The sequence below is a fragment of the Ruminococcus flavefaciens genome (assembly GCF_900116855.1).
GTDB classification, from domain to species: domain Bacteria; phylum Bacillota; class Clostridia; order Oscillospirales; family Ruminococcaceae; genus Ruminococcus; species Ruminococcus flavefaciens_R.
This window is the reverse complement of record NZ_UETD01000007.1, coordinates 1-19,827: the sequence shown is the minus strand read 5'-3', so window position 1 is coordinate 19,827 and position 19,827 is coordinate 1. Positions and strand designations below refer to the sequence as shown.

The window sequence follows — 19,827 nt, the reverse complement described above, 5'->3', positions numbered from 1 at the left end:
AATGCCCCTGCAGATACGCTGATCACAGATCAGCTCCCTGCATATCGGGCGATCATATCATAACGCTTCGCTTTATGATATGATAAACGCAAGTCATTTCACATCAGCTCCCTATATGACGGGAGACTGAAAGCTATAGCCTATGAAAAGGAGCCTGCTATGAAACTTCTCGCTATCGACGGCAACAGTATCCTCAACCGTGCATTCTACGGCATCAAGCTGCTGACCAATAAAAAAGGTCAATTCACCAACGCCATTTTCGGCTTCATGAACATATATCTCCGCAATATCGGCGACATTAAGCCCGACGCTGTGGCAGTTGCCTTCGACCTGCGCTCCCCTACCTTCAGGCACAAGGCTGTGTCCTACTACAAGGCGAACCGCAAGGGTATGCCACCCGAGCTGGCAGAACAGCTCCCCAGAGTAAAGAAGCTCCTCGGACTCATGGGCGTAAAGGTGGTAGAGTGCGAGGGCTATGAGGCTGACGATATCCTCGGCACCCTCTCAAAGCTCTGCTCCGACAGCGGAAACGAATGCTATGTGCTGACGGGAGACCGCGACAGCCTTCAGCTCATTGACGATAAGGTCACAGTTGTCCTTGCCACCAACAAGGAGAACATTTACTATACTCCCGACAGATTTATGGAGGACTACGGCTTCGAGCCCATAAAGCTCATAGACCTGAAAGCCCTCATGGGCGACAGCTCCGACAATATCCCCGGCGTTGCAGGCATCGGCGAAAAGACCGCCTCATCTCTCATAAAGGAGTACGGCTCGGTGGAGGAACTCTACGAAAATTACGAGGACTCGTCACTCACCAAGGGCGTCAAGGCAAAGCTTGCCGCAGGCGCAGACTCCGCAAAGGAGAGCAAGTGGCTGGCGACCATAGTCCGCGACGCTCCCATAGACGCCGACCTTGAGGACTACAAATTAGGCACTCCCGACACGGCGGCAGTCAGTCTCATGCTCAGTGAGCTTGAGATGTTCAAGCTGCTGGACAAACTGGGCATAAGCGCCACAGAGGGCACCAATGCCGCTCCTGCGGCAAAGGAGGAGGAGGCTCCCGTTATCGATGCAAAGATAGCTGACCTCACTGCCGATGTTATCGAAAAGCTCACCGACTGCGAGTACCTTTTCCGTGACGGAAGTCTTTCCCTCCGCAGCGGCGACTGCGTTTACAATACAGATGATGAAAAGCTCATCTTACAGTTCTTCGCTTCGGACTGCTCCAAGGCGACCGACGATGCAAAGGCGCACTACCGCTGGGCTATGGCTCACGGCGGCGAGCTGAAAAATCTCCGCAGCGACGCGGCTATCTGCGGCTATCTGCTGAATACATCGGCTTCCGATTACGCTGTGGACAAGCTCTGCGCCGAGTACGGCGTTCACTATTACAGCGAGAACTTCGACCTTGCAGAGCTCCTTTCCCTCCGAGGACTTATAAAAAAGCTCCGCGCCGAGATAGAGTCCGAGGGCATGACTGAGCTCCTCGAAAAGGTGGAGCTGCCACTGACAGAGGTGCTCGCTTCCATGGAGGACAGCGGCGTTCTCATTGACCGCAAGGGCGTCGAGGACTTCGGAACATACCTCTCCGAGATGATAGAGGAGACCCAGCAGATGGTCTACGATGATGCAGGTCACGAGTTCAATATCTCCTCGCCAAAGCAGCTGGGTACTGTGCTCTTTGAAGAAATGGGTCTCCCTGCAAAGAAAAAGACCAAGAGCGGTTATTCCACCAATGCCGAGGTGCTGGAGGAGCTGAGAAGCTACGCTCCCATCGTGGACAACGTGCTGAAATACCGCCAGTACACCAAGCTCAACTCCACCTACGTCGTGGGACTTCTGGACAAGATAGCTCCCGACGGACGTATTCACACATGGTTCCGCCAGACCGAGACCAGAACGGGACGTATCAGCTCCACGGAGCCGAATATGCAGAATATCCCTGTCCGCACCGAGCTGGGCGCACAGATGAGAAAGTTCTTCACTGCCGCTGAGGGTAAAACTCTCATCGACGCCGACTACAGCCAGATCGAGCTGAGAGTAATGGCTCATCTCTGCGGCGACGAGAATATGATAGAAGCATTCAACTCCGGTGAGGATATCCACACCTCCACTGCTGCTCAGGTGTTCGATATGCCCCTGTTCATGGTGACTCCCGAGATGAGAAGCGCCGCAAAGGCGGTAAATTTCGGTATAATCTACGGTATCGGAGCCTTCTCACTCGCAAAGGATATCGGCACATCTGTTGCCAAGGCAAAGAAGTATATCGCGGACTACCTCGCCAAGTACCCCAAGGTAAATGAGTTCATGGAGACCACCGTGGACAATGCTTTCAAGGACGGCTACGTTACTACCATGTTCGGAAGAAAGCGCCGCATCCCCGAGCTCTCCTCCTCAAACAAGATGTTACAGGCGGCAGGCAAGCGTATCGCTATGAACACTCCCGTTCAGGGTACTGCCGCAGACCTTATAAAGATCGCCATGATAAACGTGTACAACCGTCTGAAAGCCGAAAAGCTTGACGCGAAGCTCATTCTTCAGGTACACGATGAGCTCATCATCGAGTCGGACCTCTCCTGTGCAGACCGCTGTGCAGAGCTCCTAAAAGAGGAGATGCAGGGCGTTTACGATATGAGAGTCCCCCTTGCGGTGGACGTTCATCAGGGCAGGTCATGGTACGACGCTAAAGGCTAATGTTTGATCGTAGGGCGGCGTTCCGCCGTCCGCATATTAACAATTATGTATTAAGGTGAGAACAATGAATAATTCTCAATTCTCAATTCTCAATTCTCAATTAGACTACGCGGCGTTGTCCGCTCTGGACAAGTCCTGCGTGGGCAGTGACGGCTGGTCCCCCGAGGACTTCCGCTCGGAAGCCGAAAAGCATGGAGGGATAGTCCTTGCCGCTTATGACGGGGAAAGTCTTGCAGGTCTCATTGCAGGCTTCACCGCCGCAGACACGGGCGAGATACTCACCGTGGCAACTGCTCCCCAGTACCGCAGGCAGGGCGCTGCAAAAGCTCTGCTGACAGAGTTCCTGCGGCTCGTCCCCAACGATGTTGAGACCATTGCCCTTGAGGTAAGGCAGTCCAACGCCGCCGCCATAGGGCTGTACAAGAGCTTCGGCTTTGAAAAGGCAGGGGTGCGGAAGCGGTTCTACCGCGACCCTGTGGAGGACGCCGATATAATGGTGCTCAATTGCAGGGGCTGATACTCTTATCAGTCCGTCAGCAAGACAATTGCCGTTATCTGCTGTCAGGCGGACGCCCTCCCGTGAGATGACAATATCATTGCCTTCGGGAGCCCGAGGGCGGGCTCCCCTACAGACCGCCATTCAGGTAAATATAAATGAAAGAAGATTTGATATGCTTATACTTGGAATTGAAAGCTCCTGCGACGAGACCGCCGCAAGCGTGGTAAAGGATCAGAGGACTATCCTCTCCTCCGTGGTGTCCACACAGATAGAGGAGCATAAAAAATACGGCGGAGTCGTTCCCGAAATAGCCTCACGCCGCCACTGCGAGAATATCCTCGGTGTTGTGCGTCAGGCACTGGACGAGGCACAGGTGAAGCTCAGTGACCTCGACGGTATCGCTGTCACCTACGCCCCCGGACTTATCGGCGCTCTCCTTGTGGGAGTAAGCTTCGCAAAGGCGCTGGCAATGTCCTCGGGAAAGCCACTTATACCCGTACATCACATCGCAGGTCACATCGCCACGAACTACCTCACCTTCCCCGATCTTGAACCGCCTTATCTCTGCCTTGTGGCAAGCGGCGGTCACAGCCACATCATCGAGGTGCTGAGCTATACAAAGTTCCGCGTTGTGGGAAGAACTCACGACGATGCCGCAGGAGAATGCTTCGACAAGTGCGCCCGTGCAATGGGCTTCCCGTACCCCGGCGGAGTACATATCGACAACGCCGCTAAGGAAGGCGACCCCAAGGCGTTCAGACTTCCCCACCCTGCTGTGGCGGGAAGCGAATTTGACTTCAGCTTCTCGGGACTCAAGACAAATGTCATCAATCTGCTCCACAATGCCGAGCAGAAAGGCACCGACATAAACAGAAACGACCTCGCGGCAAGTCTCCAGAGCACTATCGCGGAGATACTCACCGACAAGACTATCCTTGCGGCAGAAGCTCTCGGCTACAAAAAAGTTGCTCTCGCAGGCGGAGTTTCCGCAAACACGGGAGTCCGTGCGGCTCTCTCCGATGCCTGTGCAAAGCGCGGCTTCGAGTTCTATATGCCCGAGAAAAAGCTCTGCGGCGACAACGGCGCCATGATAGCCTGTCAGGGAAGCTACAACCTCCTCGCAGGCATAACTGCCGACGAGAGCCTCAACGCCATAGCTACCCTTTCCATGGAAGATATCTGACCATAACAAGCGGAGGTATGACAATGGAAAACAAAAAAGCCACCAACTGCGAGACCTGCACCAACTACGTCTACGATGAGGACTACGACTGCTATGTCTGTATGGTAAATCTGGACGAGGACGAGATGTACAGGTTCCTCCAAGGTACCAATTACGCCTGTCCCTACTACCGTCTCGACGACGAGTACGGCGTTGTAAGGCACCAGAATTAAGATATCACAGCACTGCTCACGGAGCCGTCTGCGGACAGCTCCGCCACCTCGGCACAGCCGCTGCTGCAAAGCTCGGTGAGTACGGTTATGACGTCACATTCGGGAGCTATCCCCTGCTTCACAGCCTGCTCTGTCATGCCCATGAGGAGCTCCGCGTCATTCTGCTCAAGGAGAGCTCTGCCGTCGCTGCTGCAAACCACCATGCAGGACGGCGACACCTTCCACTCATTGAGCATATGACCGAGGATATCACGGCAGTCCCTGCCGTCCACCACCAGCAGCTCGGTATAGCCCGTGAACATCGGCTCTCCCGTAAGCAGCTCAGCCCTGTTTTTCGCCTCGTCGATGCTGCTCCCCGAAGCGGTCACAGCCTCCTCGGCGGAGAACAGTCTCATGGTCAGTCCAATACCGTCTTTTTCCGAGACAGAAACAGCTCTCAGATAGCTCCTTTCATGTATCTTCCCGGCGGCACAGCCGGTAGTTCCAAGCAATATGGCTGATAAAGCCGCAAGACATAAACTCCTTCTCATAGCACACTCCCTATTCTTTTTAAGCAATTAACAATTTGTTCACATAAATGCTTTAAAATATCTACACTGTTTCCCCTGAAATATGGTAATATTATATTGAGAAATTGTAGGAGGTGAGCACATGGATCTCACTGACACCTCAGCTGAAACTATAATCAATGTGGTGGATCAGTTCGACTACTCTACCCAGAATGACAACTACAATGCAAAATTCAGAGCGTGGCGTAAGAATAAAGAGAATCCATACGCCTTCAACTTCAAGCTCAACAGAAAGGAAAGCGTCTTCGTCGAGGGCAAGGGCTTCGAGACAAAGTCTGCTTCCGCTACCGAGCAGAGCATTATCAGCAGGATAATGAACATCGCCGGTATCGCTATGCTCATATGGATATTCACCGACAATATCCTCAGCAAGCTTATTATTTCGGTATTCGACGCTCTCGGATTTGATATCCACACCTCATTTTTCAGCCCCGTCCCCTATGGCGGCAGCAACCAGATAATCACTTCCCTGATCGTTATAGGCATAGTAAGGATACTCCTTCCTGCCACCTATATCCACTTTAAACTCAGGATGCCGCGGCGTCTTGAGTTCATGACCTCGCTGAACCACGCCTCAGACCTGCTTGGCGCTATCTGTATGGCTATGGCAGTCAGCGCCGTGTTCAGTCTCCCCAATATCTACACCAACCGCACCCGTCAGGTGTTCGATTATTTCCGCAATATAAACGCGGATATTTCCGTCTGGGATCAGGAACAGTTCGTGGTGTATACCATCTTCGATATCGTTATCATATCCGTTTTGTCGGAGCTGTTCTTCCGCGGTGCCATCTTCGGCGCTCTCAGACAGTTCGGCGACGTTTTCGCCGTTATCATCACTTCTGTGATGTCCGCCCTCCTCACTCAGGACCTCCGCGAGCTGCCTGCCGCACTTATGATATCGGCAGTCGCCTCTGTTGGAATGCTCAGGAGCGGCTCTATATTCACGGCTATTTTCGTACAGATGATATTCAAGATGTACCGCCTTGCACTGGTGCTCCTTGAAGCTGCCTCTCCCGATAAGGTCTTTCTGAAGCGTAATACCTTCATTCTGGTATTCTTCATCATAGGTGCCGTGGGAATGATAGCGCTGTATCTGTTCAACAAGAAGAAAAAGCTCCACCGCATCGCGAAATACACCTCAGAGGTGACTATGCCCGAGAGACTGCTCATCGCATTCAAGAGCTTCCCTGTTCCTGCGGCGGTGTGCATATGCCTTCTTGCAGCCCTTATCAAGATAGTTCTTTAGGTGATACAATGGAAAAATATATGAAGCGCGCGCTGGAGCTTGCCCGCGAAGCCTTCGACGAGGGGGAAGTCCCCGTGGGAGCCGTGGTGGTGAAAAAGACCACGGGCGAAATAGTCGGCGAGGGCAGGAATATGCGCGAGGGAGCAAAAAACGCTCTTGCCCATGCAGAGCTCATGGCTATCGACAGCGCCTGCCGCAGACTCGGCGGCTGGAGGCTCCCCGAATGTGCCATTTATGTCACCCTTGAGCCCTGTCCCATGTGCTGCGGTGCCATAATCAACGCCCGTATCGACGACGTTATCTTCGGCGCATACGACCTTAAAAGCGGCTCTGCCGTGTCGGTGCAGAAGATGTTCGCTCTCCCCTACAACTACCGTCCCGAGGTAACGGGAGGAGTCATGGAGGAGGAGTGCGCAGGGATATTGTCGGAGTTCTTCCGACAGCTCCGCATAAAAAAGAGCGGCAACGCTCAGTAAGAATATTACCTATCCGCTGTCTGGACAGCGGATATTTTTTTGCCCGTAAACGCTGCAAAAATCAGTGCCACGGCTGCTCCCGCTCCGCGTAGAAGAAGAAGCTCCCGTCCCCATATCAGGCAGGCTGCTCCCACTGTGCATAGTATGACGGCAGTGCTTTTCCACCGCCTGAATGAGGGAAAAACGCGACTGAGCAAAAAAGCTCCGGTCATCACCTGAAGCGCTGCCGAGAATACGGCAAACACCGAGAATACCACCAGAAACAGCGAGTCTATGCGCTGCGCCTCGAAGGGCTGCGACAGCTGTGCCGCAGTTATGACGGGGAAGTCCGTCACGGGCATTATGCCCCCTGCCACCGCAAGTGCGGTCAGCAGCACAGCCGCGGATATCGCCGCCTTTGCCGCAAAATAACGGACCGTTGTCCTGACTCTGTCGCCGCGCACCTCCCCGAGAAATACCGCAAAGCTGCCAAGCCCTCCGCTTACCGCAAAGCCCCTTATGAGCTCCGCGAAAGTGCTTCTTCTCTCGGGACGCCACAGGTTCTGCCAGTCAGCGTTTACTGCTGCGCTGGCAAGGTCGATGGCAAGGCAGGATATCCCCACCGCCGCCGCTATAACAGCTGCCCTGCCTGCGGACTTCATACCCGTTGAGGAGATATAAAGGCAGACCGCCGCCACAAGTCCTGCGGTCATAAGCCGTCCCCAGACGCCGCGGCTGCTCTCGTAGGGGATATAGATGACGGCGCTGCTCTGCCAGAGCTCCGAGAACACCGTCCCTCCGCAGAATACAGCGTACAAAAGGAAGAACAACTCCGCCGCCCTTGAAAGTCCCCTGCCTTGTACCGCAAATGCAAGAGCTATGAGGAACTGTATCGCCGTACCGCCGAGAACTCCCCATAAAGTCGCTGTGGAAATGCTCCCCCTCATGCAGCACAGCCCGAACATATCCGTAATGAGCAGCAGGGCACAGAGCTGGTTCTTCGTCAGACTATTCATGATATTCCTCCACGGTGAAGCCACGGCTCTGGAGCTTCTTTATGCCGCTGCGGACAGCCGTGTCCCCCATGCCCCTGCCCTTGAACGGCGATATGGGCGCTGTGTATGGAAAGCCGTAGTCCTCGGTGGCGCAGATGTTCACCAGCACCGCGCAGGCAAGGAGGCTTATGCCGAAAAGTCCCAGCGCTCCCCCTGCAATGAGAAAGGCAAGACGCAGCACCGTTATCTGGGGCTCCAGCTCGGGAACTACCAGTCCCCCCAGTACCGCCAGCGCCGTCATAGTAAGAAGCGGCGTGCTCACCAGTCCCGAGTTCACTGCCGCGTCGCCGATGATCAGTCCGCTGATTATGCTGACAGCTCCCCCCGTGGGCTTGGGCAGCCGCACCCCTGCCTCCCGTATCATTTCATACATCAGCAGCGCAAAAAGCGACTCCGTTACTATTGATAGGGGCGCTTTCTTCTCAGCCTCCACAAGGAGCATGAAAAGGGTGCTGTTCAGCAGCTCGGGGTGATACATGACTATGGCTGCATAAAAAGCAGGCAGCAGCACTGCCGTCAGGAAGGCGGCGTACTTCAGCCAGCGTATGAATGTGGCGTAGTAGGGCTTATACGCATAATCGTCAAGGGTCTGGAAGCTCTCACAGAACAGCCGCGGTATGATGATGGCGTAGGGAACGCCGTCCACCAGTATGGCTGCCCTGCCCTCTATCAGCTTGGAGCACAGCACATCGGGGCGCTCGGTAGTGCCTGTAGAGCTGAACAGCTCGAAGCTGCCGTTCTCCACAAAGGGACGGATATAGCCCGTGGTGAGTATGGCTTCCAGCTCTATCCCCTCAAGGGAGCGGCGTATCTTCTCCGTCAGCGCCTTGGGGACCCTGTCCTTCATGTAGCACAGACACAGGTCGGTGCTGCTCTTTTCGCCCTTGACGAACAGTTCCATGACAAGCTCGGGAGTTTTCATCCTCCTGCGTATCTGGGACATATTGGTGCGTATGGTCTCGGTGAAGCCCTCGTGGGCACCCATGATGTTGCCCTCGCCCGACGGCTCCTGCACTCCCCTTGTGTTGTAGCCCTGAACGCCGAATGCAAGTCCCGTGGTCATGCCCTCGGCAATAAGCACCGCAAAGCCCGAATTCACCAGTCGGAAAAGTGTGGGGTAGTCCTCCACCTGCGGACGGTCGGTGGAGAGTAGCAGCTTCTCGTTTATATAGTGAAACAGCCCGTGGGAGTCCTTTTGCTGCGGTATATCCGTTATGGGCTCGAATATCAGCTCCGTGATGACAGATGTGGACACCATACCCTCACAGCACAGCAGCGCGCAGTGTATCCCCCCCGTGACAAAGCGGTTTATGAGTACGTCAGAGGAGTTCCCCGAAATGCGGCGAATCTCGTCGATACTGCGGTCAAGTGAGGGCAGCAGTTGTTTTTTCTCCATTATCTCACCTCAGCGGTATTATCTGCTGAAACTGCGAAATTATACCTGTAGAGGACGGAGTCCTCTACGTCCCGCAAAAAACGGGGCGATGTAAACATCGCCCGTTACACAATAAAAAACGCCTGCACTGTGAATGTTGTTCCACAATGCAGGCAGCTTTTAAAGCATGGTTAGCCTTTTGAAAACTTCTTCTGTTTTCTCTTTTGCTCCATCAAAGCGCGGCCATGCGTCAATTCCGTCGCCGCTTTTTCTCGGAATGATATGGATATGGAAATGTGGCACGGACTGACCTGCGCTCCCGCCGCTTGCATTGAGCAGGTTCACTCCCTCATAGTCGCATTTCTCCACAAGGTGCTCCGACACCTTTTTCACAATTCTCATAAGGCTTGTCAGCGTTTCTTCGTCACAGTCCAGAATATTCATGCAGTGCTTTTTCGGGACTGCAAGGATATGTCCGTCAACGTCCTTTGCTGTGTCCATGAATACAAGTGTATGCTCGTCTTCGTAAACCTTCATGGGCTGAAATTCACCGCTTATAAGCTTGCAGAAAATACAGTCGTTCATAGTTATCCTCTCTTGTTTTAGTTTCAGCCGAGCAGCTCGCCCTCAAGCCACACGGCTACTCCGTCCTCATCGTTTGAGCCTGTTACCTCATCGGCAATATCCAGCACCTCGCCTACTGCGTTGGACACTGCAACTCCCGTACCGCACATCTCCAGCATTTCCATATCATTCCTGTCATCACCGAATGCAGCGATCTCATGGAGCGCAATGCCGCACTTCTCCGCAAGAGCCCTTATGGCTGCGGTCTTGCCTGCGCCCTTCGGAAGAAATCCGTACCAGTTCTCACCGCGGTAGCACTGTAACTTGCAGCCGAAGCTCTCCGCTATGCTCCGCGCTATATCCTCAGATGCAAGTTCCGCAACTATCTTGTTGCCGCCCTCCTTTAAGGGCTTGTCGTACTCACAATAGACCGCCTTGTGCAGCTTTTCCGACTCCGCGATATGCCTGCTGTTCCAGTATACCGTCTTACCCTGTGCCACTGTGATCTCGGTATCGGGAGCTGCTTCAAGGAGCGCTTTTACGATGCCGTTGGTATCCTCAGCCGTAAAACAGCAGCTGTAAATACATTCGTCCCCCGAGTGTATGAGAGTGCCGTCGGTGGTTATCTCGTAATCTGGGGTGAGCAGCTCTATATAGCGCTCTGCACCTATCCAGTATCTCGCCGTGGCTATGACAAGGATACAGCCCTTTTCTCTGCACTTTTTCAGCGTTTCAAGTGTTCTTTCGGATATTGTCCCGTCTGTTTTCAGCAATGTGTGGTCGAGGTCGGTGAGTATCATTTTTATCATGGTGTAACCTGCTTTCATAAATGGCGCACATAGTCAGAATGCCATGTGCGCCCTAAGGTTTATTTCTTTATCTTCATGGATATGTCGAAGCACTTGACCGAGTGGGTAAGAGCTCCCAGAGAGATGATGTCAACGCCTGTTTCGGCAACAGAGCGGATGTTCTCGGAGGTCACATTTCCCGAAGCCTCCAGCAGTGCCTTTCCGCCTGCAATTGCAACAGCCTCCTTCATCTCGTCACAGCTCATATTGTCAAGCATGATTATCTCTACGCCTGTTGCAAGTGCCTCGCGGAGCTCGTCAAGTGTGCGAACTTCAACCTCGATCTTGACGGTATGTCCTATCTTCTCGCGGAGCGCGTTCACAGCCGCAGTTATTCCGCCGTAAGCGTCGATGTGGTTGTCCTTGAGCATTGCTGCGTCGGAGAGATTGAAGCGGTGGTTCTTTCCGCCGCCCACAGTTACCGCATACTTCTGCAATGCGCGGAGTCCCGGGAGAGTCTTTCTCGTATCGGTAACGGCTGCCTTTGTGCCCTTTACCAGCTCAACGCACTTGTTTGTGGCAGTTGCGATACCCGACATATGCTGCAAAAGGTTCAGTGCTGTTCTCTCGCCCTTGAGGAGAGTGAGAGTGCTTCCCTCAAGCTCTGCGATTATGTCGCCTTTTTTAACTTTTGTGCCGTCCTGAAGAAGTATCTTAAAGTCAACGTCGCCGCCTGCAAGGTCGAATACGCGCTTTGCCACCTCGATACCGCAGACAACTCCCGTATCCTTTGCAACGTAATAAGCGGAGCTCCTGTGGTCCGCAGGGATGAGATTATCCGCAGCGGCGTCAATGTAGTTTATGTCCTCCATAAGTGCGGTGGTGATTATATTGTCAACATAGCATTGTAAAAGCTTCATGGTAATCTTCCTTTCTGTTTTAAATCATAATTTAGCGCAAGCGCTAATAGTGATTAGTGCATAGTGGTTAGTGATTAGTTAATGTGTTCGCTGCGCTCACATTATTTAAATAACGTCGCCGAAGGCGACACCAAAACTAAACACTAACCACTAATAACTATTCACTCAAATCATAATTTTGCTCCGCAAAATTATAATTTATACTTCGAGTCTATGCACAGGAACTCCTCAAGGGTAAGTCCCGAATCATGGACCTCCTTTGCAAGCTCCTTGCCAAGGTAGCGGACATGCCAGGACTCATACTTGTATCCCGTTATGTCCTGCTTGCCCTGCGGATATCTCAGGATAAAGCCGTATTTATAGCAGTTCTCCGCTATCCACTTTGCCTCCTTGGTGTTGTTGAAGGAGTCGCTGGCGTTGTTTATATCCATTGCCAGTCCTGTCTGGTGCTCGGAGTGACCTGCTCTTGCGGAATAGGTGTCCGCCATTGCCTTGCCGTCACGGGCTGCATAGTTGTTGTAAAGTGTGTTCTGATAGGTGTATGAGCGGAAGCCCGAGCATATCCACAGGGACAGTCCTGCCTTCTTGGCGTCTGCCTGCATTGAGTTGAATGCGCTCTGGGCGTCGGGGAGAATCTTCCCCGGGTTGTAGTCGGAGGGCAGTCCGTAGGTCTTGTTGGCAATGAGTATTCCGTTGACGTAGGTTATGCCGCCGCGGACCTCTATCTCCTGACGGGTAAAGGTCTCGCTTGTGCCGTCTGCCCATGTCACTGCAAAGTGCATGGAGTCTGTATGAACAAGCCTGCCCTCGGTATTGTCCTCGGTGCTGCCGAAGTGGAACACCACATTCTCTCCCGAGGGAGCATACTCGAAACGGCTGACATATCCACTCCTGTCGGTGAGCTTTCCGCTGAGACCGTTTATGTCAAAGGTACGTCCCTGAGAGGTCACCCAGTGTCCCGTGAGAAGCTCCGATGAGCTTATGGGATATTCGCAGAAATACCTGAATGTCTCAGTCTCGCCGCTGTCCCATTTCAGCACGAAGGACTCGTCGTCCAGCCATGTGATGAAGGCAGAGAGCTCCGCACCCGACTTTTTCATTGAGAAAACAGCTATGTCCTCATCGGATGTGATGTCGAAGTCATCGGTGATGCCTGCCGACGGGTCAATAACAGTTCCGACGCCGTCGCCGAAGCTGAAGTATCTCTTGCCGCCCATGCAGTCTCCGATCCATGTGCCCGATGGCAGCCTGTTGATGCTGCTTATTATCATTTCCTGAAGGGCTGTCAGGTCAAGGGAGTCTGTTTCGCCGTCCTCATTGATGTCCGATGCGATGTACTGTGTCTCGTTGAGACCGTAGCGTCCCAGCAGGTAGTTCTTCATTATGACTATGTCGCTGATGTTTACTCTGTCGTCTCTGTTGAGGTCGCCTCTGATGAGCATGGGAACAGCCTTTGCGCCCATGCAGGTGAGCTGTGCCGAAGCGGCAGCTGCCGCAAGTGTTACAGCCATGAGTTTTTTCGCTTTTTTCATACATATCCCCCCTTTGCATATGTATGAGCGTCGGCGCGTCCCCCCGAACCTCACCGACACCTTTTCTGCGGTGAACTTTTCTTCTGTCTTGTGTTTTGATATATAGTATGCAGCTCCTTACTGCATTACCTCTCCGAGGATTATATATGCCACCGTAACGATGGACTTTGCCAGAACGAAGTCGGCGTCAACGAAATATCCGCCGCTGAGCAGGTCCTCTCTTATCTCCTTTACTCTCTTGAAGCCTGCCGCAGCTGCCTTTTTGTCGGGAATGACGAAATAGCAGTTCTGGAGTATCTTTCTTGTCTCTGTTCTTACTCCCTTTGGTATGCGGGGAGCTCCGATATGGGGATCGAATTCCGCCTCCTCAAAGTCCTTTGGAGCGTCTGCCAGTCTTGATGCTATGCTGTTTGCAGCGTGGCGTGAGAACACAAGAGCCTCCAGCAGTGAATTGCTGGCGAGACGGTTGCTGCCGTGAACTCCCGTGTGTGAGCACTCGCCGCAGGCATAGAGATTGGGCAGGCTGGTCTCGGAGTTGTTGTCAACGTCGATACCGCCCATGAGATAGTGCTGACAGGGGAATATGGGCACGGGCTCCTTGGTCATATCGTAGCCCTGCTCAAGCAGGTTCTGATAAATCATGGGGAAGCGCTTCTTCAGGAACTCGCTGTCCTTGTAGCTGATATCAAGGTAGAAGTCCGTGGAGTTCTGCTTGCGTGACTCAAGGATTATGGCGTGGGAAACTACATCTCTGGGAGCAAGCTCCAGACGCTCATCATAGTTGTGCATGAAGCGCTCCTTGTGGCAGTTCAGCAGGTAAGCTCCCTCGCCGCGCACTGCCTCTGAAATGAGGAAGCACTCTCTTGTAGCGCGGTTGTTGAAGGCTGTGGGGTGGAACTGGACATAGCTCAGGTTCTTTATCTTTGCGCCCATTTCGTAGGCAAAGGTTATGCCGTCGCCTGTTGCTATGGCGGAGTTTGTGGTGAACTGGTATACACGTCCGATACCGCCTGTTGCCATTATCATGAAGTGGCAGTTGCAGGTCTCATAGGAGTCATCAGCCAGCTTGAGCAGCGCGGAGTAGCCTGTCTTTGTCTGCTTGACGCTGCACATCATGGTGTTCTCCATGATAGTGACGTTGCTGAGCTGCTGTACGTTCTCCAGAAGTGTGGAGGTTATCTCCTTGCCCGTAGCGTCTGCGTGGTGGAAGATACGGTGGTGGCTGTGACCGCCCTCAAGTGTGCGGTGGTATGTGCCGTCGGGGTTCTTGTCAAAGTCAACTCCCAGCTCGATTATATGCTCGATATCCTGTGCAGCCTCGCTGACAAGAGTGTGGACAGCCTCAACGTTGTTCTTGAAGCTTCCTGCTATGAGGGTGTCGTTCTGGTGGTACTGGATATTGTCCGTGGGAGAGTTGTACACTCCTGCGATACCGCCCTGAGCAAGGGAAGAATTGCACAGCGGCAGGTCTCTCTTGCAGATGATGAGTATATTGAGCTCCTTGGGAAGATTGATAGCTGCATAGAGTCCTGCGGCTCCGCAGCCTGCTATAATAACATCATAATTTTTCGACATGATAAGGACCGTCCTTTACAAAAAGATCTTTACACCTATATTATATCATACAATTTTTTAAATAGCAAGATACGCGGAGAAAAAGCTGCTGTCGGGAAAGCTTGTCCGCGAAAAAGGCAGCGGGGGCTCCCCGCTTATATCATACAATTTTTTAAATAGCAGGATACGCGGAGAAAAAGCTGCTGTCGGGAAAGCTTGTCCGCGAAAAAGGCAGCGGGGGCTCTCCGCTTATATCATACTCTTTTTTAAATAGCAGGATGCGCGGAGAAAAAGCTGCTGTCGGGAAAGCCTGACCGCGAAAAAACCTGCGGGGGCTCCCCGCTTATATCATACAATTTTTAAATAGCAAGACGCGCGGAGAAAAAGCCGCTGTCGGGAAAGCCTGACCGCAAAAAAGCTTCGCCCCGAAGTGCCTTTCACTGCACATCGGGGCGTTTAATACTGTTTATCTTTTTCGCTTGCAGGTAAGAACTATACCGACTATTGAGCCTATGAGGACAAAGGGTGCGACTCTGACAAATACAAATTCCATGCCGTGGAGTATTGTCCCCGCAGCGGCAAGCTCGGGATCATTGTAGTCCCAGTCCTGATATGGGCTTCCTGCCGCAGCGGCTATGATAAATCCCACTACTATAAAAATACATACCAGAATGAAAAACCACCGCAGCCGCTTTCTGCCTGCGTCATTTTTCCGTGCAAGCTGTAGGTTTATCACCTCCAGCTTTTCGGCTATGGCTTTCAGGTCCTCCGCTTCCTTTTCCTGCACTGTCTCACCCAGTAGAACGCTGACGGGAGTTTGAAGCACCTCCGAAATGGATAGCAGCATATCCGAGTCGGGAACTGAGAGTCCCCTCTCCCATTTGGATACGGTCTGGCGAACCACGTTGAGCTTTATGGCAAACTCCTCCTGCGAAAGGCCTTTTTGTTTTCTAAGATTTTTTATGTTTTCGTTCAGCATTGCGAAAACCTCCTTTCGCATTTATCATACACCGATACCGCCGCTAAGGCAAGCAACGCATATTAACATTGCCGCAACGGCGCTGTTTTACGCGGTTCTGACATTACAAAGTGCCATAGTGTATCTGACAGCTCTATCAGAAACTCTATGGCACAAGGCTTCGTATGACACCGCTTCTGCGGCAGTTCACTTGTTCTTTTTCTTCCACTTCAGCAGAGCGAATGCAGTCACGCCTGTCAGCAGCGCCGTCAGACTGAGTGCCACCCATGTGTGATTGAAGGGGATGTCATTGGTATTGATACCGTAGAACGCGAACATGATATTGGGTATCTGCAATATGATAGTGACGATGGTCAGTCTCCACATAACGATACTCTGGTTATTGGAGATGATAGATGAAAAGCCGTCCATCATACTGGACAGGATGCCCGTGTAGATGCTCGCCATCTCGATAGCCTGCTTCATCTCGATGAACACGTCCTCAAGGAGGTCCTGATCCTCGTCGTAGAGCTTTATGACTCTGCCGCGGAATATCTTCTCGATGGTGGCTTCGTTGGCTTTCAGTGACGTTGAGAAATATACCAGTGACTTCTCCAATGCAAGGAGCTGCATGAGAAGCTCGTTCTTCATGGCGTCGTGGAGCTCCTGCTCGGCAGCCGATGATATCTTGTCTATCTGTTTCAGGTAGGTGAGGAACAGAGCCGATATCCTCAGCAGCAGCTGAAGTACGAATCTGGTCTTGAAGTCGGGGCGGAGGTTGCGTATGCCGCCTCTGGTCGCCTCGCTGATTATCTGTGTCTCGCGGATCGATATGGTGAACACATACTCGTCCGTGATGATTATGCCCATAGGCAGTGTGTAGAAGTTCTTGGTCTTGTCATCGTCGATGGCTGAGACAGGGGTGTCGATTATAACGAGGGTCTGATCGTCCTCGCGCTCAATACGGGAAGACTCCTCCTCATCGAGAGCGGACTTTACGAAACCGCTGTCCAGTCCGTAGTCCTCGATGAGCTCCCTTACCTCTTGAGGAGTGGGGTCCACCACCGATACCCAGCAGCCCACCGACGGAGCGTCGCACTGTGTCAGCACGCCGTTGATGTAGCCGTAAAAGTTTATCATATTTTCACCGCTGTCCGCAAGCACGGACAGCTCTCTCCTTTCGCCGAAATTCACTTCAGCAGGTGGGAGATGATGCCTTGATGTGCCGATCAGGTCTTGACCTCTGATAGCTTTCAGGATCTGATCGCCGCATCAAAGCTGCCCGCCGAAGCGTGGGATATTATCCGCGTTCCCATAAGGGTCAGGGTTCATTATTGCACCTCCTAATCACAATATATCTTTATTATAGCAAATTTCCACGGTGATTACAAGTATTTTTTGAAAAAGAATTTCTGCCCTCTGTTTTTTACCTGCATACAAAGGAAAGCCCTCAGTCCCGAAGGACAGAGGGCTTATTGTTTTCGTATATATCTGCTCAGCCTTTGAAGTAATTGTATATTTCATCAGGCATAGGAGCACGCTCCCTTCCGTTTCTGTTTACTGCTTTCAACGTGAAGTACAGCTCATATGAATTTCCGTCACTTCCTTTGATATAGCCCTCGGGAGGACGTCCGTCAACATGGAAGTCATATTCCCAGGGCGTATACGAAAGTCCGCTAAGAGTGCTCATGATCCATGCTCCGTCCTCGGGGTACCATGTGAGGTAGGGTATATATCCGGGGTCGTGTTCGGGAGTCGGGCGCTCGGTAACAGGCTCAGTAGGTTCATCTACAACAGGCGCCTTTGTAGTGACCGTTGTGGGCTTCTGGGTAGTCTGTGCCTTGGAGGTGGTAGCCTTATTCGGCTGTATGGGCTTGGCTGTGGTGGTCACATTTTCCCTGCCCTCGGGCTCGTTATTCTCCTCCTGCGGCTCACCGCTGTTCTCCTCCCGGGGAGCTTCCGTGCTTTCCTCTCGGGGAGCATCGGTCATGGGCTGTTTATCTTTCTCCGCAGCAGTTGTATTTTTGCTTTCTTTTGTATCTGTTTCTGTTTCAGCAGTCCTGCCATCGGAAGTCACCTCCGCGGTCTCACCGCTGCCCTTTGCCTTTGTGCCCATGTCCTCGGTAGTCTCCGTGACAGCCACATTGCTCACCTCATCAAGCAGGGGCGGACGGTTCTTCAGCATAAGGGCTCCGCCTGTGCCGACGCCTGCAATGAGCAGCACCGCCGAGGCAATGGCTGCGGTCCTCTGCCATGTTATCTTCCGATACTTTTCAACGCCCGAGACCGTCATGGCTTTTTCGTTTTCGGCGTCCGTCAGAGCTTCCGCTTTTATCTCGGCTTCTCTGACTATATCCTCGTCGATAAGGTCGATGACCTTGAAAAACTTCTGCTTATTCATATTGATAGCCCTCCTTCTTCAAAAATTCCTTCAGCTTTTTCCGCGTTCTGAAAAGATAGGTGGCGGCGGTGCGTTCCTTTATGCCGTAGTACTCCGCTATTTTTGCAAGGCTGTCGCCGTACCAGTAGCGCCTTACGAAAACCTTTCTGCGAAGCTCGTCCTGAGTCCTCAGAAATCGGCTTATCGCCTCCGCAAGAGCTTTCTCCTCGCCGCCTCCCTCTCTGAAGTCGGGTATGCACTCGGAAAGCTCATCCAGTGATACAGCAAAATTGCTGCTGCGCTTTTCTGCGGAGTTGTACTTGTACCTGTCAAGCGCCTTGTTCTTCACCGTGCGGCAGAGATAGGTCCTTATGTCACGCGGTTCATCGGGCGGTATCTTGTTCCACAGCTCGTAATAGGCGGAATTCACGCACTCCTCTATGTCCTCGCGGCAGGAAAGGATATTCCCTGCGATATAAAAGCATAGCTTGTCGTATTTCTTTTTAAGTTCCGCTATCGCCCTTTCGTCCCTTTTGCGAAAAAGCTCTGTTATCGAAGCGTCATCCATGGCTGAGCCTCCTTTCCAGAGGTAAGAGTTCCTCTTACCTATATATTTGATATATCTTCGGGAATATTTCACCTGCACAAAAATATTCTCAAAAAAAGAGCTGCCGGACTCTATGTCCGACAGCTCTGATAGACTTATGACCTGATCCTCTTTCGAGTTACCTTACTGGTCGTCACGCTTTCTTGAACGAGCTGCGAAGGCTGCTGCTGCTGCAAGTGTGAATACCGCAAATGCTGCGCTTATGCCCTTGACGCCCGTCTTAGGAGAATTCGTTGTTACCTTCTTGGTAGTTGTAGAGGTCTTAGCCTTTGTTGTAGAGGTCGATGTGCTCGATGCACCGCCTGTTGTTGTGGTGGTCGTGCTTGTCTCCTCCGCTGTGGTTGTGGTTGTTGCAGTAGTTGTTGTGGTAGTTGTTGTAGTTGTAGTAGTGGTCGTTGTAGTAGTTGTTGTGGTAGTTGTTGTTGAAGTTGTAGAAGTTGTTGTTCTATCAACTTCACCGCCACCCTCAGTAACTCTTGTGGTAGAAGTTGTTATCTCCTGACCCATCTGATCTACTGTTGTGGTGGTCACGATCCTCTCATCGATCATTACTACTGTGTCGCTGTCTGTTCTTACGTTGTCGATAGTAACCAGCTTGCCGTCAGCTACAGTGAATGTGATGCTTGTAGCAACTGCATATCCTGTAGGAGCTGCGATCTCCTCAAGAACGTACTTACCGTCCTCAAGAGTTACAGTTGTAGCAGAGTCGCCGGAGATCCAGATGAGTGAATTTCCTGAACCCTTTTCAACAGATGCACCATCGCCGATGACAATTCTGCCCTCTTCAAATTCGATGTCTCTGCCGTCCTTGTCTACGCCTGTGAGAGTCAGCTGAGCGCCGGGAACCTCTGCACCGTAAACATCCTGCTTATCGATCTTTACAACAGCCAGAGTTGTGGTCGTGGTCGTTGTTGTTGTGGTCGATGTAGTTGTGGTTGTCGATGTTGTAGTGGTCGTAGTTGTGGTTGTAGTTGTTGTAGTTGAAGTTGTTGTGGTCGTGGTCGATGTTGTCGTGGTAGTTGTCGTGCTTGTGGTTGTAGTAGTTGTGGTCGTTGTTGTTGTCGTAGTAGTTGTTGTTGTAACTATACGCTCATCGATCATTACTACTGTGTTCTCACTTGCAGGCTTACCATCGATAGTTGTGACCTTACCGCCTTCAACTGTGAATGTTATTGAGCTTGCCTTCTCGTATCCGTTAGGTGCTGCCAGCTCCTCGAGAGTGTAGGTACCATC

Annotated in this window: 19 protein-coding genes; 6 read left to right on the top strand and 13 right to left on the bottom strand. The window is 52.2% G+C overall.

The window, feature by feature from the left end; all coding sequences use genetic code 11:
- The first annotated feature begins 159 nt into the window (after positions 1 to 159).
- From polA to DSZ37_RS08120, 4 genes are all read left to right on the top strand, one after another.
- On the top strand, positions 160 to 2,697 hold the full coding sequence (gene polA / locus DSZ37_RS08135; RefSeq protein WP_109726419.1) for a DNA polymerase I: 2,538 nt from the start codon (positions 160 to 162) through the stop codon (positions 2,695 to 2,697).
- 64 nt (positions 2,698 to 2,761) lie between these two features.
- A complete protein-coding gene (gene rimI / locus DSZ37_RS08130; RefSeq protein ID WP_109726418.1) occupies positions 2,762 to 3,214 on the top strand; it encodes a ribosomal protein S18-alanine N-acetyltransferase in 453 nt (150 codons plus the stop codon).
- Between the two features lie 154 nt (positions 3,215 to 3,368).
- Entirely contained in the window at positions 3,369 to 4,379 is a 1,011-nt protein-coding gene (tsaD, locus tag DSZ37_RS08125; RefSeq protein ID WP_109726417.1) for a tRNA (adenosine(37)-N6)-threonylcarbamoyltransferase complex transferase subunit TsaD, read from the top strand.
- A gap of 23 nt (positions 4,380 to 4,402) precedes the next feature.
- Positions 4,403 to 4,591: a DUF6472 family protein gene (locus DSZ37_RS08120; protein WP_109726416.1), complete on the top strand. Its 189-nt coding sequence runs from the start codon at positions 4,403 to 4,405 to the stop codon at positions 4,589 to 4,591.
- On the opposite strand, the gene DSZ37_RS08115 is transcribed toward DSZ37_RS08120, so the two are convergent.
- Positions 4,588 to 5,121 (bottom strand): hypothetical protein, encoded by a 534-nt coding sequence (locus DSZ37_RS08115; protein ID WP_146198168.1) that lies wholly within the window; start codon positions 5,119 to 5,121, stop codon positions 4,588 to 4,590. The two genes, DSZ37_RS08120 and DSZ37_RS08115, sit on opposite strands and share 4 nt — an antisense overlap.
- A 121-nt stretch (positions 5,122 to 5,242) precedes the next feature.
- Here DSZ37_RS08115 and DSZ37_RS08110 point away from each other — a divergent pair, with 121 nt between their 5' ends.
- Positions 5,243 to 6,406, top strand: coding sequence for a CPBP family intramembrane glutamic endopeptidase (locus tag DSZ37_RS08110; protein WP_109726414.1), 1,164 nt, complete (start codon positions 5,243 to 5,245; stop codon positions 6,404 to 6,406).
- Positions 6,407 to 6,414: 8 nt separating this feature from the next.
- On the top strand, positions 6,415 to 6,882 hold the full coding sequence (locus DSZ37_RS08105; RefSeq protein ID WP_109726413.1) for a nucleoside deaminase: 468 nt from the start codon (positions 6,415 to 6,417) through the stop codon (positions 6,880 to 6,882).
- Positions 6,883 to 6,887: 5 nt separating this feature from the next.
- Here DSZ37_RS08105 and DSZ37_RS08100 read toward each other — a convergent pair whose 3' ends face one another.
- From DSZ37_RS08100 to DSZ37_RS17680, 12 genes are all read right to left on the bottom strand, one after another.
- Entirely contained in the window at positions 6,888 to 7,877 is a 990-nt protein-coding gene (locus tag DSZ37_RS08100) for a hypothetical protein (RefSeq protein ID WP_109726412.1), read from the bottom strand.
- Positions 7,870 to 9,312 carry a spore germination protein gene (locus DSZ37_RS08095; RefSeq protein WP_109726411.1) on the bottom strand — a complete coding sequence of 481 codons (1,443 nt, stop codon included), beginning with the start codon at positions 9,310 to 9,312 and terminating at the stop codon, positions 7,870 to 7,872. Before DSZ37_RS08095 ends, DSZ37_RS08100 begins: the two co-directional genes overlap by 8 nt.
- A 159-nt stretch (positions 9,313 to 9,471) precedes the next feature.
- A complete protein-coding gene (locus DSZ37_RS08090; protein WP_278298517.1) occupies positions 9,472 to 9,882 on the bottom strand; it encodes an HIT family protein in 411 nt (136 codons plus the stop codon).
- Positions 9,883 to 9,899: 17 nt separating this feature from the next.
- Positions 9,900 to 10,682 carry an HAD family hydrolase gene (locus DSZ37_RS08085; RefSeq protein WP_109726409.1) on the bottom strand — a complete coding sequence of 261 codons (783 nt, stop codon included), beginning with the start codon at positions 10,680 to 10,682 and terminating at the stop codon, positions 9,900 to 9,902.
- Between the two features lie 41 nt (positions 10,683 to 10,723).
- On the bottom strand, positions 10,724 to 11,563 hold the full coding sequence (gene nadC / locus DSZ37_RS08080) for a carboxylating nicotinate-nucleotide diphosphorylase (RefSeq protein ID WP_109726408.1): 840 nt from the start codon (positions 11,561 to 11,563) through the stop codon (positions 10,724 to 10,726).
- Between the two features lie 191 nt (positions 11,564 to 11,754).
- Positions 11,755 to 13,095, bottom strand: a complete 1,341-nt coding sequence (locus tag DSZ37_RS17685; protein WP_181380280.1) for a D-alanyl-D-alanine carboxypeptidase family protein — start codon at positions 13,093 to 13,095, stop codon at positions 11,755 to 11,757.
- Between the two features lie 117 nt (positions 13,096 to 13,212).
- Positions 13,213 to 14,670, bottom strand: a complete 1,458-nt coding sequence (locus DSZ37_RS08070) for an L-aspartate oxidase (RefSeq protein ID WP_109726407.1) — start codon at positions 14,668 to 14,670, stop codon at positions 13,213 to 13,215.
- A gap of 445 nt (positions 14,671 to 15,115) precedes the next feature.
- Positions 15,116 to 15,628 carry a helix-turn-helix domain-containing protein gene (locus DSZ37_RS08065; RefSeq protein ID WP_109726406.1) on the bottom strand — a complete coding sequence of 171 codons (513 nt, stop codon included), beginning with the start codon at positions 15,626 to 15,628 and terminating at the stop codon, positions 15,116 to 15,118.
- 186 nt (positions 15,629 to 15,814) lie between these two features.
- Positions 15,815 to 16,747, bottom strand: a complete 933-nt coding sequence (locus DSZ37_RS08060) for a magnesium transporter CorA family protein (RefSeq protein ID WP_109726595.1) — start codon at positions 16,745 to 16,747, stop codon at positions 15,815 to 15,817.
- A 355-nt stretch (positions 16,748 to 17,102) separates the two neighbouring features.
- Complete coding sequence (locus DSZ37_RS08055) at positions 17,103 to 18,008, bottom strand: hypothetical protein (protein ID WP_109726405.1); 906 nt, start codon at positions 18,006 to 18,008, stop codon at positions 17,103 to 17,105.
- Entirely contained in the window at positions 18,001 to 18,555 is a 555-nt protein-coding gene (locus DSZ37_RS08050; protein WP_109726404.1) for an RNA polymerase sigma factor, read from the bottom strand. The genes DSZ37_RS08055 and DSZ37_RS08050 overlap by 8 nt, the downstream gene beginning before the upstream one ends.
- A gap of 162 nt (positions 18,556 to 18,717) precedes the next feature.
- A partial coding sequence (locus DSZ37_RS17680; RefSeq protein ID WP_207655908.1) for a SpaA isopeptide-forming pilin-related protein occupies positions 18,718 to 19,827 on the bottom strand: 1,110 nt, incomplete at its 5' end.

Bases quoted from the DNA above. Each gene is read 5' to 3' on its own strand.
- polA (WP_109726419.1), top strand. From the start codon at position 160: ATGAAACTTCTCGCTATCGACGGCAACAGTATCCTCAACCGTGCATTC.
- rimI (WP_109726418.1), top strand. From the start codon at position 2,762: ATGAATAATTCTCAATTCTCAATTCTCAATTCTCAATTAGACTACGCG.
- tsaD (WP_109726417.1), top strand. From the start codon at position 3,369: ATGCTTATACTTGGAATTGAAAGCTCCTGCGACGAGACCGCCGCAAGC.
- DSZ37_RS08120 (WP_109726416.1), top strand. From the start codon at position 4,403: ATGGAAAACAAAAAAGCCACCAACTGCGAGACCTGCACCAACTACGTC.
- DSZ37_RS08115 (WP_146198168.1), bottom strand. From the start codon at position 5,121: ATGAGAAGGAGTTTATGTCTTGCGGCTTTATCAGCCATATTGCTTGGA.
- DSZ37_RS08110 (WP_109726414.1), top strand. From the start codon at position 5,243: ATGGATCTCACTGACACCTCAGCTGAAACTATAATCAATGTGGTGGAT.
- DSZ37_RS08105 (WP_109726413.1), top strand. From the start codon at position 6,415: ATGGAAAAATATATGAAGCGCGCGCTGGAGCTTGCCCGCGAAGCCTTC.
- DSZ37_RS08100 (WP_109726412.1), bottom strand. From the start codon at position 7,877: ATGAATAGTCTGACGAAGAACCAGCTCTGTGCCCTGCTGCTCATTACG.
- DSZ37_RS08095 (WP_109726411.1), bottom strand. From the start codon at position 9,312: ATGGAGAAAAAACAACTGCTGCCCTCACTTGACCGCAGTATCGACGAG.
- DSZ37_RS08085 (WP_109726409.1), bottom strand. From the start codon at position 10,682: ATGAAAGCAGGTTACACCATGATAAAAATGATACTCACCGACCTCGAC.
- nadC (WP_109726408.1), bottom strand. From the start codon at position 11,563: ATGAAGCTTTTACAATGCTATGTTGACAATATAATCACCACCGCACTT.
- DSZ37_RS17685 (WP_181380280.1), bottom strand. From the start codon at position 13,095: ATGAAAAAAGCGAAAAAACTCATGGCTGTAACACTTGCGGCAGCTGCC.
- DSZ37_RS08070 (WP_109726407.1), bottom strand. From the start codon at position 14,670: ATGTCGAAAAATTATGATGTTATTATAGCAGGCTGCGGAGCCGCAGGA.
- DSZ37_RS08065 (WP_109726406.1), bottom strand. From the start codon at position 15,628: ATGCTGAACGAAAACATAAAAAATCTTAGAAAACAAAAAGGCCTTTCG.
- DSZ37_RS08060 (WP_109726595.1), bottom strand. From the start codon at position 16,747: ATGATAAACTTTTACGGCTACATCAACGGCGTGCTGACACAGTGCGAC.
- DSZ37_RS08055 (WP_109726405.1), bottom strand. From the start codon at position 18,008: ATGAATAAGCAGAAGTTTTTCAAGGTCATCGACCTTATCGACGAGGAT.
- DSZ37_RS08050 (WP_109726404.1), bottom strand. From the start codon at position 18,555: ATGGATGACGCTTCGATAACAGAGCTTTTTCGCAAAAGGGACGAAAGG.